Origin of the sequence: Arthrobacter rhizosphaerae, from assembly GCF_023062595.1 — a bacterium.
Classification (GTDB): domain Bacteria; phylum Actinomycetota; class Actinomycetes; order Actinomycetales; family Micrococcaceae; genus Arthrobacter; species Arthrobacter rhizosphaerae.
In genome coordinates this window covers 209,915-223,460 of sequence record NZ_JALLAN010000001.1, presented here as the reverse complement: position 1 = coordinate 223,460, position 13,546 = coordinate 209,915, and the positions used below count along the sequence as shown (strand labels likewise).

The window sequence follows — 13,546 nt, the reverse complement described above, 5'->3', positions numbered from 1 at the left end:
TCGCCGCGATCGCATCAGTGCAGCACCGCTCATTATCTTAGTGGAAGATCTTCCACTGCGGTGCATTTCCGCTTGTCGGCCGTCGAAACCCTAGCCGAGGTCAGGCAGGAACTGCTGCGCGACTATTATCACGAGGAAGGCGAGCCCGGTGCCGAGGATGACTTCGACGAGTGTGTGGTGGCCGAGCTTCAGGCGGGCGAATGCCACTGCAGGCAGGAGGGGTAGGAGCGCGAGCAGCAACCAGGGTGAGATGAGCAGCGCTGCGATGATGACCAGGCATGTCATGCAGAAGGCATGCATGGAGACTTTTGGGCCGAGAAGGGTGACCGTCCCGGTGACGACGAGGCCCGCCACCATGGTCAGCATGATCCAGACCAAGACGCTGGGCGCACTCAGCAGGAGTGTTGTGGTCATGCCGCAAAGCACGGATCCCACACAGACGAGGAAGACCCACCATCGTTGTTCGCGCCGGGTGACGTGCCGATCTGTGAGGTGTTCACGGCGCACCGCGATATGGATGGCGGTCATCGGAATCACTGCGCAGAAAGTTCCGAGCAGGACGCCCCATCCGAGGCCCGCCCAGGGGTGAGGGTGCCCGGCGACGCCGCACAGGACGCAGATGAGGAACACGGAAACAGCAGGGGCGAAAACGTCGCTGAGGATCCGGGCTGACCGGATTGCAGGATCAGCGGCCGCGGGGCCCTGGATTTTCGTCGGGCTCTCCGTCATCGGCTGTCCTGTTCATTCATGGCGCTCACCGCGACTCTGATCTCGTAAAGACTCTGTACAGAGGTGGCCAGGTTTTCGTCGTCCTTCAGCCTAAGGGTGCGCAGTCGGCTCAGCGCCACGGTGAACCATCCGAGCCGGGGCACGGAATTCTCGCCGCTGAGGTGGCGCACCAACCCTGCCGACAGATCCGGATCCTCGGGGTGTTGCTTGTGCAGCGGCTCCAGGGCGGGGTCATCGTCCTCGCGAATGAGCCTGAGAGCGTCGTGGGTCTCGATCGTGAGTCTCGACAGTGTCATCAATTGGTCAAACTCCTGCTGGTCTTCCGGCGGGAGCCTGACGTCGGGGTGGAGCGTCGTCGTCGTCCGCCACAGGGGAACGACGACCTCGTGCGCGAGGCGGAGCGCCAGCTTCTTCCGTACCTCGATGCTGATGCGGCGGATGACACCCGTGGCGAGACCGATGAAGAAGAAGCTGACAACGGCGACGAGCAGTTGCGTCCTTACTTCTGATCCGCCGAGGACCGCATGGCCAAACAAGTCCAGGAGCGATGAGCCGATGAACAGGGCAGAGCCGATGGCTCCGGCAAAGACGAATGCGACAGGGAGGCGGGCAGAGAACGGTTGGTTTCTCTGGGTCATGGTGCTCCAACAGCCGACTGCGACGACGATGGTCGCTGCGGCAAATGCACTCAGGTACAGGAAGTTGTAGGAGACGAGGGCCCAGGCCCGTCCTTGGGCAAGGGCATCGTCGATGTCGGTCCGGTGGTACAGAGTGCCGTCGGCGTCGACGGGAATGAACCAGACCAGCACGGTCTCCCCCAGGGCGACGAGCCCGGTGAAGAAGTAGACGAATCGGGTTGTGCGCTCCGAGAGCGGAGTCGCGCGGAATGTAAGGATGAGCAGAGCAACCGAGGCCTGGGCGGTCAGGATGGCGATGCGTTTGATGAGGTCAACAGCGGGTCCATCGATGGGAGGCTCCATGCCACGGCAGAACGTGGCGACGAAGAGAGCCACGCAGGTGATCCGCAGCAGGTTGACCCGGCGTCGACGTCCCTTGTGCAGGGCGGAGACGATCACGATCAGGCCCATCGTGATGCCGACGATGACGATCTCGGCCATCAGAGGCCGTTCTCGTCTGATCCAGACAGGAAAGCGAGGGCTTCAGACCCATTCCGCTTTTCGGATGCCCGCTGCCGGCGGTGCAAAGCATCCATCAGTCGCATGCCGGTGGTTTCGGCCCGCTTCTCTACGGGGTCGTCGAAAATGCTGCGCATATGCGTGCAGTCGGAGTCGGCCCGGACGTCGCCGTGCAGGATGTGGGCGTACTCGTGGAAGATCGTCAGCTCCTTGTTGAGAGGTGAGAGTTCGGGGTCGTAGAACACGTGTGCCACACGTCCGATCACGGTGGTGAGGCCGCTGATCTCCTGGTGGCGCATCTCTTCAGGGATAGGTCTGATCAAGATTTCGAGGTCACGTGCTGCAGCGATGGCCTGGCCGAGGGACTCCAGGGTGGGCTCAGCGGGCCAGTCGAATGTGTCGAGTTGGCGGTCTGAGGCACAGCTGGTGGCACCAACGATGGCAGCGGTCCCGTGCCGGAGCTTGGCGAAGGGTGAGCGGTTGAACCGCAAGGGCCGCAGCTTGACGATATTGCGGGCAAGTGGATTGAAGGCAGGCATCAGCGTTTCCTCTGGTGGAGAGAAGAGCGGACACCGCCTGGCGTTTGCCAACGCAGGGGTACAGTCCCGTATTTTACTTCGTCACATACGGTACAGGTTTTGTCTTACCTGTGACAAATGACGGAAAATCAAGAAACGACACAAGCAGGCACCGGAGCACCTGCCCCGGTGATCGGTGCGATCGCGGGATCGGAGCAGCAAGCGTCCGGGAACCGCTCACCCACGATACCGGACGGCCGGGGCCTGCCGGGGCGAAGGTGTGCAAATCAGTCCTGAGTCAGATACTGAGGAAGCGCAACGTTTCAACAGTTCTCGTGACATCGATGTCCGTGAAGTACAGCGTTGTCGGTCAGTGCAATTACACTGCTTCAAAGGGGCTCTGGAAGCGTTGCCCGATCAATGGCCAGGGAAAATGCAGCCAGAACATCCGGGTGAACGTGATTGCCCCCGGGGCCACGAATACGGACATGATGACTGATGTTGCGGAGGGGCGCGGATGGCAAAGATCGAGGGTAACCCGCTGGGGCGGTTCGGAACGGCGGAGGCGATGGCTTCGACAATGAGCCACACGGCGGAAAACATGTACATGCCGGAGGCCATTGTTCAGGTCTCGGGCGGGATCTGATCATGCAGGTCCAGCTGGACGTAGGATCCTGGGGCCTTTTTTGCGGATACGACGGCAGGCAGCTCGTTCTGGTGGACGACAAACCCTGCGGGCCGGTCTCTGCCCGAAAGCCCACGCGCGCAATCCCCAGACGTCTCCTTCTTGATGAGAACCGCATCGCTCAGGCGATGCGCAACGGCAGCGCACTATCGGAGACTGTCTCTCACGCTGGTGACAAATGGGCTGTTGAGCTGCGGCCCGTCCTGTCGCCCCGAACCTCCACGGTGCTCGGTGTTCTTGCAGGTGTGGCTAAAGCGAGTGATCCGCTGCCCGAGCCGCCCCTGGTCGGAGTGTGGGAATGGGAGATTGAGCGTGATTCCGAAGGGCAGCCCACGCTTCGCCGACGCACATACTGGGACCGTAACCTCTTCCACATCTATGACGTTGATCCGTCAGTAGCCCAGCAGCGCACGGGTTACTGGGAGGCCGGGGAATGGGCAAGCGAGCTCATTGACCAGTCTGATCAGATGAGGGTGAGCAGCCTGATTCGCGACGGGATCCAGGACGGACTTATGGGCGTCACAGGTAAGGTGCGGTGCTTGACGTATAACATCGTCACCGGCTACGGATCGACTTCACAGGGACGCCGACACCTGCGTCTGGTCGGCGTAATCCCTCCGATTGAACCGAATGACGACAAGATCTTCCTGCAGGGCTTCAGCTACGATGCCCCGGAGACCTTCCATGACATGGCATTCGAGCAAGACGCCAATGCAGGTCGTGTCGACGACGTGCTGCGTGGGGTGATGGCTCTGGCCAAGGAACCGATGGCTGTGATCGATGCTGCAACCCTTGATGTATTGATGACTTCGCCATCGTGGCGTCGGGAAGACTTTGGGCACGTCGGTGGTCTTGGAGAGTTCGCTATCGATGATGCAGGTGAGCTGCATGCGTTCATTGCGGCGGCAGCGACCGATACTGTCCGCGCTCAATCAATGAAATTTGCCCTTCGCCGGGTCGACGGTTCCGTGCAGAATGTGAGCATTACTGCTACCGGCGTCAGATCCGGTGTTGAGGGGCGGGATGCAGTGGTCAGGCTTGATTTTTAGCCGTGTCTGCCCTCATCCGCCGGTGTCTCAGCTTGGGCGATTGGCGGCGGAACCTCAGGAGATTTGAGGCAAAGTGCCCTGCTATCCAGCTTCGACGTTTCGCAACGGCTCCCGCGCACTGAACACTGCCACGGTGCCAACGATGTCGACATTCACCTGACCGAAGCTACGTCGGAGTGAGGTCTCAAGGCCTGCAGCGTCGTCTTTCCGGTTGTGGAAGATGCCCATGCGGTTGTACAGGGCCATGAAGCCACGGCCTACGAGGTTGTGGTTCACGCCATCGCCGAGGATGGTGCTGCCGAACAGCACACCGTCATCCGTGAGCCGCTCCCCCAGGTGTTCGAACGCCACGCCTTTGTCTTCCCAGGAGCCGGGGACGCAGTGAAAGACGTAGTTCGCCGCGATGGAATTGAATTGGCCGAGTGCCTCGGGGATTGGTTCGAGGACATTCGCAGTCACACTGCTGAGACTTGCCTCCGTGTGTGTGAGCCTGGATGCGGCGTGTTCCACGCTGTTTTTGTTGAGGTCCATGAGTGTGATTTCAGCAGAATCGGGAAGGTCGGCCTTGGCGAGGTACCATCCGGTGCCAGGTCCGACGTCGAGATGTCGGGATCGGATGCAACGGTTGTATTGATCCAACATGAGCCGACTGGGGCATCGCCAGGCCAACGAGTTGGAGAATTTCACGACTAGCAGGTCATAAAATCCAAGAACAGGTTTGCTGTAGATACCAGCGCCGCGGCGCACTTCCTGGTCGTTCATGTAATCGGAACCTATCGATCGAGGTGGGTGCGAAGAAGGGGAGCAGGCTGGGCTTCGAGGAAGAGCAAGGACTGCTGTGAGCGGACTCATGCCCAACAGGGCAGCTCCGATATTTCACCCTAGTGGAAGTAGTTCCACTAGGGAAGTCAAGGCGTGCGGGCCGCCAGCCGAAGACCAGCTCGCCGTAGCCTGCTGTCTGCAGGATGATGTCGAGGTCCTGGGCGCAACCGAATCCCAGTTGCTCGGACTCGATGTCTGCGGCGCAGCAGAGGTTGTATCCCTTCTGCTTGGCCTCGCGGAAGGCCGCCCTGATTTGAGCAGCCGAAAGTTCGTAGTCCTTGGTCCGGGACTCGTCGTCACTTTCCGGGTCGTCCAGGGTGACCAGCACACGCGAGCCGTCCTCGGTCAGCTTGCTGCCGTGGTACCACGGCAGCGTGCCGCCGAAGTAGAACTCCTCGACGTCCTGCAGGATTGATGCTGCTGATTGGGTGAAGATGCCGGTGCTGGTCATGATTCAATTCCTTCGCGGTGAGGTGCGATCAGGGCAGGATGACCTCGCGGGAGGCGAGGTCGGAGAGAGTCAGCTGGTCTGGTACCCGGGCGTCGATACAATCTTCTTCGCGGAGGTTCTCGATCAGCGGGTGGCCGTCCAGGGACCGGCGGGCTTCCTCGGGTGTGGCAAAGACGATGGCGGCGTTGGGGTGGTGCTCACAATCAAGGAGCACATAGCCCATCAGATGTTGTTCGCCGCGCTTGATCCGCTGATGGTCCAGTGCGAAGCCCAGTTTTAGTTCGACGAGCCCGATGTCGATCTCGATGCCGAGATCTTCAGCAAGGGCTTGGTCGAATGATCGTGCGGGCTTCTCTGACATGGGTCATTCCTTTCTGGTCATGGCCGCGATGGAGGCAAGCCTGTTGGTGACTGTCTGCTCGAAGCCGTTGACCGTGGGTCGGTAGTACTGCGTGCCGGCGACGGCATCGGGCAGGTATTGCTGCACGGCGACTCCGTGCTCGAAGTCGTGCGGGTAGAGATAGCCTTTTCCGTGGCCGAGGGCTTTGGCTCCGGGGTAGTGCGAGTCGCGCAAATGCCTGGGCACTTCGCCGGTGCGTCCGGATCGGACATCGGCCAGTGCCGCATCGATGCCGCGGTATGCCGCATTCGACTTCGGGGCCGTGGCGATGGCAATGGTGGCCTGGGCAAGATTGATTCTTGCTTCGGGCAGGCCGATCAGCTGGACAGCCTGAGCGGCTGCCACGGCAATTCCCAATACCGAAGGATCAGCCATGCCTACGTCTTCAGAGGCGTGCACGACAAGCCGACGGGCGATGAACCGCGGGTCTTCCCCCGACTCGATCATCCGGGCCAGCCAGTGCAGCGCCGCGTCCGGGTCACTGCCGCGCAGCGACTTGATGAACGCCGAAATGATGTCGTAGTGCTGGTCGCCGTCACGGTCGTAGCGCTGAAGCGCGGACCCGGTGACCTGCTCAAGGACCTCGCGGTCGATGATGTGCTTCCCTGCCGCTTGTGCAGTGGCCATGGCTGTTTCGAGACGGTTCAGGGCCTGGCGCACATCTCCGCTGGAGAGATCGGCGATGATGTCGAGAGCCGAATCTTCGAAGCCGATGCCGGTCGTTGAGAGCACCGGATCTTCCTTCAGCGCCCGTGAGAGCAGGATGACAACGTCGCTGTTCTCGACGGGACGCAGGACCAGCAGGATCGAACGGGAGACGAGTGCGGAGTTGACGGAGAAGCTGGGGTTCTCCGTGGTCGCTCCGATCAGGGAGATCAGGCCGGATTCGACGGCGGGCAGCAGGACGTCCTGCTGGGCTTTGGAGAAGCGGTGGATCTCGTCGATGAACACCAGGGTCTGCTCACCCTTCTCGAGCGCCTTGTGGGCCGCGGCTAGTGTCTTGCGAACATCAGCAACACCGGCGGATGTAGCCGAGACCTCGACGAAGCGCCGGCTGGTCCGGTGAGCGACGACGGAGGCAATGGTGGTTTTTCCGACGCCGGGAGGACCCCAGAGCAACACCGAGGTCGCACCTTTACCGTCGGCGAGCAGCTCGAGCGGTGAGCCAGGGAAGATCAGGTGGTCCTGGCCTACGATCTGGTCGAGAGAGATAGGTCGCATGCGGGCGGCCAGGGGTTGATTACCACTCATGGGCTATTCCTCTTTCGTAAGCCGGTCGATTCTGGTCTGGATTTTGGCTTCGGCGTCCTGCGCATCAGCCGTGCGCTTTTTCGCCTCGGCGAGCAGGACACGGGCCTCCTGGAGCATCTGTTCATTCGATTGCGTCTCGACGGCTCGGATTTCCTGGAGCACCGAGGCGTTGGCGTGATAGGGCACACGGACGCCGATCTGCAGGTAGAAATCATCGCGCTCGGAGCTGTATCGCGAATTCGGCTCGTTGCCGAACGCGGTGACGCAGTTCTCGACGCCTTTGCGGTCGTAGATCCGGCCGGCGAAGGTCTGGACAGCAGTGACGCTGCAGTCGGCGACGGCCGCCTGGATCGCTCGGAGGACGGGCTCGACCAGATGCGCCTCGGTGCGCGTGGCGACCTCGACCGTTGGTAGGAGTCCGACGTCGAGGTGGTCGTCTTCGATACGGGGGTGCATGGGGTGCTCCTTCATTCGGCAGGGTCCCGGGTCTGGGGGTACAAGTCGCCGAAGAGTACGTCGACAGGTACGAATGGGCCGCTCTTGTCGACGAACAACGCGAGTATCGGCGCATACCGCGCATCGCGGCGGACACCTTGGTGATCGGTCCAGCCGCCCTCGGCGTCGAGGATCCAGCGGTCGCCTTTACCGTCGAGATACTCCCCCGGTTCGGTCGGGACGGTGTGCTGCAGCTCGTGGAGCCGGCGATCGACTTTCGCACGCTTTTCGGCTGGCATTGGAGCCCCTGTGGCGGGATCGCGCGGGTAGGCATCGTCGGGCAGAAGGTTTGTGGGAGGCTTCGACTCTCGTTGGACGATGTTCAAGATCTAGTCCTTCCGGTCGGTGTTGTTATCAGTGATGGGGCCGAGGCCTCCGGGACCAGCTCCGGAGGTCTCTCACCTTTTGACTCGGGTCGGCTCCGCCGACCGTTGCTCTGACTTCGGCGTGGCGCAGATTCTTGTTATTCGTCGGAGAGGCCTGATTTCTCCGGGTCATGCTCAGGCTCGCCAGAGGTCTCGGTCATCGGCTCCAGGGCTTCGATCAGGGTGATGACGCCCTGAAGCTGTGTTTTCCGTTCGACGAGGGCCTCGCGCTGGCGTGCGCGGTCTTTGAAACGAGCAAGATGTGCGTCGCAGCAGGTGTCCAGTGGGCCTGGATTTTCGTCGTTGCGGTAACCGATCACGTAATGATCGGTCTCGGCTGTTTTGTCGTAGAGCGCGTCGAGGAGAAAGTTGGCCTGCCGGGCTGTGATCTCGACGCTCATGCGCTTTTCAGTCCCGGCCATCAGGAGGCGGTCGCTTCCTCTTCATACTGCTCGGCCTTCAGGCCTGTGGTGGACAGCCGCACCAGCGCCGTGAGCATGTCCTGACGGTGGCCGCCCCAGTGCACGGTACGTCCATTCTCAAGCTCGACGATGACCACCGGCGCAGTCTCGTAGCCGAGAGTCTTCTTGATGTAGACATGGTTTGCATCGCCCTCGCTCACACTGATTTTCGTGGCGGTGATGCCCTTGCGGTCAAACAGTTTCATAGCCTTGTCGCAATTGGGGCACTCGGGCGGGCCGTAGACGGTGATCTTTGGTGCGACACGTGTGGTTCTGGGCAGGTCGCCCATCGTGGTGGGTGTCATGGGATCGGAGTTCCTTTTCTCCCCTGCTCGGGGACGTGTGTGTATAGCGGGTGTGTTGGCAGGGCAGGCCTGAGCGAATGGCTCCGCTGGTTCAAAAGCCGGCCCTTTATGCAGACTGTTTCTGGAGTTCCCTGGCCTTCTTGACGATGCGATGCACGGATCGTTCGGTAATTTCGAAGCGCTGGGCGATTTCGGTGACCGGAACGCTGGCCTTGTGCAGCTGGACGATCGTGTCTTCGCGCATGGCTTTCTTCGCGGTGCGGAGCCTCCTGGTCTTGTTGCCGGCCCGGGCAAGCATGCTCCGTTCGTGGCTGGTCAGACCGCCCCAGACACCGTGGCGCTGGTTGGTCGCCAAAGCCCATTGGAGGCACTGCTCGCGGACTTCACAGCTGGCGCAGATTTTCCTGGCGTCGCGTGGGGACTGGCCTTTTTCCGGGAAGAAGAGCTCAGGGTCGATCTGTGTGCACAGCGCGTTCGCTTGCCAGGAGAGGTCCTTGGCTCCGTCGGCACTCAGCGCAATTTGGAGGGGTGTTTCGGTGTCAGGCATCAGAGCCTCCTCCTGTCAGGGGCCGGTCATTGCGGTGCTTCCACCGTGAAGCGGGTATTGCAGTCAGGGCAGACGTACTTGTCGCAGCAGCCATCTGAGCAAGTCCCGGCATCGGTGGCGTTTGGATGGATGTATTGCTTTCCCTGCTCGATCCTTGGGACTGTGCGGCAATCGATGCGCGACATGGTGGTTCCTTCGGTGGTGGAGCCCGGACTTCGCCATGGCGAAGTCCGGATCAAGGGTCAGCGGAACAGGTGCGCGAACCGGGCGTCGCTCAAATCGATGTCGACGCTCCGGCCCGTGGTCTGGTCCAGGACAGTGAAGACGCAGGCTTCGTCGGGGCTTGGCTGGTGTGCGCCGCGGCGGAAGTTCTGTTGCCAGGCATGTAACGCGACCTGTGCCGGCGAGAAGTCTTCATCTCCGTCAATTGACCAACTCACCTGGTATGGGCCACCGGTCGTGAGCGGGCTGAGCGCATTACTGCTCTCTGTATCCAGCGGTGTGTCGTCTTCGAAGTTTTCGCGGAAGTATGTCAGAGCTGCTTCGGCGTCTTCGGCGTAAATGCCGGAGATGCCTGCCTTACCGTCGGGGATGACGATCCACACATCGCCGAATGCCCACATGCTGAACTCTTCGACGTGGTTCTCCGGCTTACCGTAACCGTCTGAGACGGCGACGAAGACTTCACGCCAGTCTCCTTGGGAGTAGCCCCGGATGGTGCTGATCGTCACGGCGATCTTCTTTTCGGGGTGGAAGAGAGCCAGATAACGGCGGGTCAGGTTGAGAGCTTTGTCCTCGTCGTTGGTCTTCTGCCAGTAACGGTCGAAGGCCTGCGCGGCGACGTTGTCGGGAACAGCATCAGCGTCACCGCGGGGACCGCGGTAGGTGAAAAGAGCAGCGTGCTCATCGCCGATGCGCTGTCGCGGATCCTCGGCTCCGGCGTCCTGGCAGACGGAGTAGCCGAGGCCGATTTTCACGTCGATATACCGGTCGGGATGGTGGGAGGTGTGTGCGGGTATGTGGGTAAGAGTCATGGTTCAGGTCCTTCAGCGGAGTGAAAACGACGAAGTGCCCCCGCGGTCAGGCGAGGGCACTTCTTGAATGAGGTCTTAGTCTGCGTCGAGCTGGAAGAGTGCAGGATGAGCGGTGTCTGCCTGGGCTCGCAGTGCTTCGGCAGGGCCTTCGCCGAGCTGCTGGATGAGCTTGTCCAGATCACCGTAAGCGTCGGACTCCCCCAGTCCGCCGACAGCTTCGATCTGGAAGTAGAGGTGGGCAAGATCCTGATCATCCAGCCGGTGGCCGAGGATTTCAGGCCGAGCAAGGTCTGTGTATGTGGCCTGGTATCCGAGCTCCCAGTCGGATTCGGAGCCGGTGACCGCCTCGAAGGTGACGAGGACTCGCCGCTCGGGCACGAGGACAGCCTCGAGCAGTTCTGCCAGCCGCTCATCATTGGCGGGGCCGCTGTGGGAGGTGAACACATCAATCCCCGGCTGGGGCTGGATGCGCCTGCCGTCGAAGAGCCATCCCACAGCGTCGCGCATAACGCTGTGTCCACTGGGTGACAGATAGCCGACAGAGCCGATGGGAACATCCTCCAGATTCCGAAAGGTGATCGCCCGGTAGGACTTGTCGGCGATGGCAGCAAGCAGGCGCGAGCGGAGGTCAACGGGTTGGACCATGGTCAGCTCCTGTTTTTGTCGCCGCACAGGTCGCAGGACCCGTCGGACACCTGGTGAATGCCGGAGGGAGTTCCCGGACACGGGAAATCGATCCCTGCGGTGTAGTCGTTCCATGCGTCAATGAACACCGATAGGTCGTCGCCGTCAAAGGCTTCGTAGGAGTCGATCAGCGCGTCGACAGTGGCTGGTTGGAACGGTCGGAACCCAGGCACCGCATGCGGCTGTGCGAGGGCTTCACGGACCTGGGCGCGATCTACCTCTATGGCATTCTCGATGAGCTTGGCCAACTGGGGGAACGTCTCAATGATTGGCTGCCCGTCAGGGTGCCCGACTTCTTCGGCACTGTCTTCGTAGGCATCGACGCCGTGGGCGTGGTCAAAAGCAATTTCCTGGGGAGTTTTCATGGCGAAGGTACCTCTTTGGGATTCGGGTACGGCGGGTGGTGAATTGGATCGGCAGGGTCCTGGGCCCGTTCGGCCCTGCGGAATGCACTGTTCAGCGTGAAGCCGAAGAACCGACGGCTGCGGTCGTCGCTGAGGACCACGCCCGGCAGGCGCAGCACAGGCAAGTCAGGCAGCGAAGGAATGAGGCTCGGCAGATAGAAGATCACCGACCGGCGCTCGACGTCGTACTCGGTGGGCACACGCTTGCTGCACACTGTGCCGGGCAGGTCCTGGTTCATCGTTGGCCCTCTTCATCGTCGCCGTTCTCATTGAGGAGGGCGTCGAGCAGCTGCACGAGCGGGTGGTTGCTGTCAGTACTCTCCGTTGGCTTGTTATCTGCGTAGTGCTCTTCGCAGAGGAATTCCTGGGCACCGGTGCTCTCGTTCGTATGCCAGTCGTATGTGGTGCCGACGCCGCAGATTCTGCAGAACTGGCCAAGTTGCTCGCCGGTAAAGATCTTGGAGCGGAAAGTGTTGCATTTGGTGCAGAAGCCAGCGCCGTTGCGGTAATCGCGGGGTTCCCAGTCATGGGTTCCGCTTTGATCCGAACATTGCAATGCCAGCTGGTACTTGGCCCATGCGGCGTCTTCACATGCCTGTGGAGTTTCTCCTTCACCACGGATGAAAGATGCACCCGGAGGATAGACCTCCATGAACAGCGTTCCGTAGGAACGGGCTTCTCCGGGCTTCGCGTTGCGTATGAAGACGACCCCGGTTCCTGCACTGACAGTGGTCTCAGCAGGCCAGGGGTGCTGCGCTTCGTAGCTGCCCTGACTACGGAAATCGACAGTGGTGCCGATGTCGCGGCCGGTTATGATTTCACGCATTTTTAGGGTCTCCTTTGGGCTGATCTACATCGAGCGGGTAAAAGCACGTAGCCTGGGGGTCCAGTTCAGAGACGTGGTCCTCATGAATACCCAGCCGGTGATGGGTGGGGAGCATGCGCCCGCGGAGACTCTTGCATTTTGGGCAGTCGTGCTTGCCTGGGTAATACCTGTTCCGACGATTGACCCGTGCTCCGCAATCCGGGCACTCCCAAACACCGCACGAAGGGCATGCTGTTGTGCTCCTGGGTTCAGCCACGTCTGGCTTCGTTTTCGTCTTCGTCGTCGAGCTCGCACCAGACGGCTTCGGTTTCTTCCTCCCAGGCTTCTTCGGTGAGGATGTAGCCTAAGCGGTTCACGAAATGCCAGCCGGAGACGGCATACAAAGACCCGTCTGCGTCGACGATGGTCCAGAGGTACCTGGAGTCTGGGTCGATACCGTCGGCGCTGGGTCTTACCGTGTCACCCTGGGCATCAGGGATCACGGTGAATTGTTCGTCGAATTCGTCTTCACTGAGTTGTTTCATGGCTGTCCTTCACGGCAGATGTCGGTGACCATAGCGGCCGGCTGGCAGTAGTTCGGCATATCACTCCACAGCTGATGCGATCCGGGTGACAATCTCTTGCGCTCGTTGCAGGTCCTTTATCGGAACCATGACCGCAGTCACTTCAAGCTCACCCTCATACCCTTCTCGGGAGGTCTCGATAGGCCCGGCAACCAGCTTTTGCAGTTGCCGGATGTTCTCAGGGCTGAACGTTGATTGCTTCTTTGGCGTTTCGGGCACTTCGTGGACTGCAACGCCGAGCTCCTTGAGATGGAACTCCATGCGTCCGGCGTTCTCTGCATCGCCACGGTCCAGGTATTTAGCCCTTTCCTGGCGAAGGTAAGCCGCGATGATTCGCTTCGGGCGACCGCCTTCGGCCATCACCCAAGGGCATCGCGTGCACCAGTAGTTGCCGTTGTACACAATGGTGCCGACGTGGCGGCAACGTGGGCACGCTTCGTCATGCACGGGGTCGCCCGACATGCTTGCAGTGTCCGGGCGTGATGGCATGGCGATCTCCTGTTTCTTTGGTGGGCCGGCCTCGATGCAATCTCTGCTCTGGCTTCGACAAGGGCAGTTTCCTTGCTCGGCCCCGGATGCAAGGGGTACCCATGTTTCGTGGTCGTGGGTCAGTCCCATGTCGCGGTCATGCTGTGTGATGGCACCGGGGCCGATTAGAACGCGATGGGTCTGCCAGGAACAGCCGATGCAGGCGGTGCCGTCGGCACTGGACTGGCCGAAGACGTAGGTGTCGTGTTTGCCAGGGTGCTTTTTTGCGCGAACCGAAGGGATGGAGTCCCAGAGCTTCTGGTCGTAGCCATTTGGTGCAGTGGTGTTCACGG

Annotated in this window: 21 protein-coding genes and 1 pseudogene; 3 read left to right on the top strand and 19 right to left on the bottom strand. The window is 60.9% G+C overall.

Features of this window, described 5'->3' with window-relative positions; all coding sequences use genetic code 11:
• Positions 1 to 90 precede the first annotated feature (90 nt).
• The 3 genes from MU551_RS01200 to MU551_RS01190 are packed head-to-tail and all read right to left on the bottom strand — an operon-like array spanning position 91 to position 2,404.
• Entirely contained in the window at positions 91 to 729 is a 639-nt protein-coding gene (locus MU551_RS01200; protein WP_247040309.1) for a hypothetical protein, read from the bottom strand.
• The gene (locus MU551_RS01195) at positions 726 to 1,847 is read right to left on the bottom strand and encodes a hypothetical protein (protein WP_247040308.1); all 1,122 of its coding nucleotides are present in this window, start codon (positions 1,845 to 1,847) and stop codon (positions 726 to 728) included. The genes MU551_RS01200 and MU551_RS01195 overlap by 4 nt, the downstream gene beginning before the upstream one ends.
• A complete protein-coding gene (locus tag MU551_RS01190; protein ID WP_157242176.1) occupies positions 1,847 to 2,404 on the bottom strand; it encodes a hypothetical protein in 558 nt (185 codons plus the stop codon). The genes MU551_RS01195 and MU551_RS01190 overlap by 1 nt, the downstream gene beginning before the upstream one ends.
• A gap of 14 nt (positions 2,405 to 2,418) precedes the next feature.
• On the opposite strand from MU551_RS01190, the pseudogene MU551_RS23565 reads away from it, so the two are divergent.
• From MU551_RS23565 to MU551_RS01185, 3 genes and pseudogenes are all read left to right on the top strand, one after another.
• Positions 2,419 to 2,880, top strand: a pseudogene (locus MU551_RS23565) (SDR family NAD(P)-dependent oxidoreductase); the annotation flags it as partial.
• A gap of 20 nt (positions 2,881 to 2,900) precedes the next feature.
• Entirely contained in the window at positions 2,901 to 3,029 is a 129-nt protein-coding gene (locus MU551_RS23230; RefSeq protein ID WP_281506799.1) for a hypothetical protein, read from the top strand.
• Between the two features lie 2 nt (positions 3,030 to 3,031).
• Complete coding sequence (locus MU551_RS01185; protein ID WP_247040307.1) at positions 3,032 to 4,117, top strand: hypothetical protein; 1,086 nt, start codon at positions 3,032 to 3,034, stop codon at positions 4,115 to 4,117.
• Positions 4,118 to 4,198: 81 nt separating this feature from the next.
• Here MU551_RS01185 and MU551_RS01180 read toward each other — a convergent pair whose 3' ends face one another.
• The 16 genes from MU551_RS01180 to MU551_RS01105 all read right to left on the bottom strand — a co-directional run bounded on the left by MU551_RS01180 (position 4,199) and on the right by MU551_RS01105 (position 13,544).
• Positions 4,199 to 4,759 carry a class I SAM-dependent methyltransferase gene (locus tag MU551_RS01180; RefSeq protein ID WP_247040306.1) on the bottom strand — a complete coding sequence of 187 codons (561 nt, stop codon included), beginning with the start codon at positions 4,757 to 4,759 and terminating at the stop codon, positions 4,199 to 4,201.
• 55 nt (positions 4,760 to 4,814) lie between these two features.
• A complete protein-coding gene (locus MU551_RS01175; protein WP_247040305.1) occupies positions 4,815 to 5,390 on the bottom strand; it encodes a hypothetical protein in 576 nt (191 codons plus the stop codon).
• 28 nt (positions 5,391 to 5,418) lie between these two features.
• Positions 5,419 to 5,751: a hypothetical protein gene (locus tag MU551_RS01170; RefSeq protein ID WP_247040304.1), complete on the bottom strand. Its 333-nt coding sequence runs from the start codon at positions 5,749 to 5,751 to the stop codon at positions 5,419 to 5,421.
• 3 nt (positions 5,752 to 5,754) lie between these two features.
• Positions 5,755 to 7,041 (bottom strand): replication-associated recombination protein A, encoded by a 1,287-nt coding sequence (locus tag MU551_RS01165; protein ID WP_247040303.1) that lies wholly within the window; start codon positions 7,039 to 7,041, stop codon positions 5,755 to 5,757.
• Between the two features lie 3 nt (positions 7,042 to 7,044).
• Positions 7,045 to 7,497, bottom strand: coding sequence for a hypothetical protein (locus MU551_RS01160; protein ID WP_247040302.1), 453 nt, complete (start codon positions 7,495 to 7,497; stop codon positions 7,045 to 7,047).
• Between the two features lie 11 nt (positions 7,498 to 7,508).
• The gene (locus MU551_RS01155) at positions 7,509 to 7,862 is read right to left on the bottom strand and encodes a hypothetical protein (protein WP_247040301.1); all 354 of its coding nucleotides are present in this window, start codon (positions 7,860 to 7,862) and stop codon (positions 7,509 to 7,511) included.
• A 137-nt stretch (positions 7,863 to 7,999) separates the two neighbouring features.
• Positions 8,000 to 8,302, bottom strand: a complete 303-nt coding sequence (locus MU551_RS01150; RefSeq protein ID WP_247040300.1) for a hypothetical protein — start codon at positions 8,300 to 8,302, stop codon at positions 8,000 to 8,002.
• A gap of 20 nt (positions 8,303 to 8,322) precedes the next feature.
• Positions 8,323 to 8,667 (bottom strand): glutaredoxin family protein, encoded by a 345-nt coding sequence (locus tag MU551_RS01145; protein ID WP_247040299.1) that lies wholly within the window; start codon positions 8,665 to 8,667, stop codon positions 8,323 to 8,325.
• A gap of 106 nt (positions 8,668 to 8,773) precedes the next feature.
• A complete protein-coding gene (locus MU551_RS23700; RefSeq protein ID WP_281506798.1) occupies positions 8,774 to 9,214 on the bottom strand; it encodes a WhiB family transcriptional regulator in 441 nt (146 codons plus the stop codon).
• Positions 9,215 to 9,456: 242 nt separating this feature from the next.
• Positions 9,457 to 10,248, bottom strand: a complete 792-nt coding sequence (locus MU551_RS01135) for a hypothetical protein (RefSeq protein WP_247040298.1) — start codon at positions 10,246 to 10,248, stop codon at positions 9,457 to 9,459.
• A 75-nt stretch (positions 10,249 to 10,323) separates the two neighbouring features.
• The gene (locus MU551_RS01130) at positions 10,324 to 10,893 is read right to left on the bottom strand and encodes a hypothetical protein (RefSeq protein WP_247040297.1); all 570 of its coding nucleotides are present in this window, start codon (positions 10,891 to 10,893) and stop codon (positions 10,324 to 10,326) included.
• A gap of 2 nt (positions 10,894 to 10,895) precedes the next feature.
• The gene (locus MU551_RS01125; RefSeq protein WP_247040296.1) at positions 10,896 to 11,297 is read right to left on the bottom strand and encodes a hypothetical protein; all 402 of its coding nucleotides are present in this window, start codon (positions 11,295 to 11,297) and stop codon (positions 10,896 to 10,898) included.
• Positions 11,294 to 11,575: a hypothetical protein gene (locus MU551_RS01120; protein WP_247040295.1), complete on the bottom strand. Its 282-nt coding sequence runs from the start codon at positions 11,573 to 11,575 to the stop codon at positions 11,294 to 11,296. The genes MU551_RS01125 and MU551_RS01120 overlap by 4 nt, the downstream gene beginning before the upstream one ends.
• Positions 11,572 to 12,162 (bottom strand): hypothetical protein, encoded by a 591-nt coding sequence (locus MU551_RS01115; RefSeq protein ID WP_247040294.1) that lies wholly within the window; start codon positions 12,160 to 12,162, stop codon positions 11,572 to 11,574. The genes MU551_RS01120 and MU551_RS01115 overlap by 4 nt, the downstream gene beginning before the upstream one ends.
• 248 nt (positions 12,163 to 12,410) lie before the next feature.
• A complete protein-coding gene (locus MU551_RS01110) occupies positions 12,411 to 12,686 on the bottom strand; it encodes a hypothetical protein (RefSeq protein ID WP_247040293.1) in 276 nt (91 codons plus the stop codon).
• A gap of 60 nt (positions 12,687 to 12,746) precedes the next feature.
• Entirely contained in the window at positions 12,747 to 13,544 is a 798-nt protein-coding gene (locus MU551_RS01105; protein ID WP_247040292.1) for a hypothetical protein, read from the bottom strand.
• Positions 13,545 to 13,546: the final 2 nt, after the last annotated feature.

Bases quoted from the DNA above. Each gene is read 5' to 3' on its own strand.
- MU551_RS01125 (WP_247040296.1), bottom strand. From the start codon at position 11,297: ATGAAAACTCCCCAGGAAATTGCTTTTGACCACGCCCACGGCGTCGAT.
- MU551_RS01130 (WP_247040297.1), bottom strand. From the start codon at position 10,893: ATGGTCCAACCCGTTGACCTCCGCTCGCGCCTGCTTGCTGCCATCGCC.
- MU551_RS01145 (WP_247040299.1), bottom strand. From the start codon at position 8,667: ATGACACCCACCACGATGGGCGACCTGCCCAGAACCACACGTGTCGCA.
- MU551_RS01175 (WP_247040305.1), bottom strand. From the start codon at position 5,390: ATGACCAGCACCGGCATCTTCACCCAATCAGCAGCATCAATCCTGCAG.
- MU551_RS01135 (WP_247040298.1), bottom strand. From the start codon at position 10,248: ATGACTCTTACCCACATACCCGCACACACCTCCCACCATCCCGACCGG.
- MU551_RS23700 (WP_281506798.1), bottom strand. From the start codon at position 9,214: ATGCCTGACACCGAAACACCCCTCCAAATTGCGCTGAGTGCCGACGGA.
- MU551_RS01165 (WP_247040303.1), bottom strand. From the start codon at position 7,041: ATGAGTGGTAATCAACCCCTGGCCGCCCGCATGCGACCTATCTCTCTC.
- MU551_RS01110 (WP_247040293.1), bottom strand. From the start codon at position 12,686: ATGAAACAACTCAGTGAAGACGAATTCGACGAACAATTCACCGTGATC.
- MU551_RS01160 (WP_247040302.1), bottom strand. From the start codon at position 7,497: ATGCACCCCCGTATCGAAGACGACCACCTCGACGTCGGACTCCTACCA.
- MU551_RS01170 (WP_247040304.1), bottom strand. From the start codon at position 5,751: ATGTCAGAGAAGCCCGCACGATCATTCGACCAAGCCCTTGCTGAAGAT.
- MU551_RS01190 (WP_157242176.1), bottom strand. From the start codon at position 2,404: ATGCCTGCCTTCAATCCACTTGCCCGCAATATCGTCAAGCTGCGGCCC.
- MU551_RS01120 (WP_247040295.1), bottom strand. From the start codon at position 11,575: ATGAACCAGGACCTGCCCGGCACAGTGTGCAGCAAGCGTGTGCCCACC.
- MU551_RS01180 (WP_247040306.1), bottom strand. From the start codon at position 4,759: ATGTTGGATCAATACAACCGTTGCATCCGATCCCGACATCTCGACGTC.
- MU551_RS01195 (WP_247040308.1), bottom strand. From the start codon at position 1,847: ATGGCCGAGATCGTCATCGTCGGCATCACGATGGGCCTGATCGTGATC.
- MU551_RS01200 (WP_247040309.1), bottom strand. From the start codon at position 729: ATGACGGAGAGCCCGACGAAAATCCAGGGCCCCGCGGCCGCTGATCCT.
- MU551_RS01150 (WP_247040300.1), bottom strand. From the start codon at position 8,302: ATGAGCGTCGAGATCACAGCCCGGCAGGCCAACTTTCTCCTCGACGCG.
- MU551_RS01185 (WP_247040307.1), top strand. From the start codon at position 3,032: ATGCAGGTCCAGCTGGACGTAGGATCCTGGGGCCTTTTTTGCGGATAC.
- MU551_RS23230 (WP_281506799.1), top strand. From the start codon at position 2,901: ATGGCAAAGATCGAGGGTAACCCGCTGGGGCGGTTCGGAACGGCGGAG.
- MU551_RS01115 (WP_247040294.1), bottom strand. From the start codon at position 12,162: ATGCGTGAAATCATAACCGGCCGCGACATCGGCACCACTGTCGATTTC.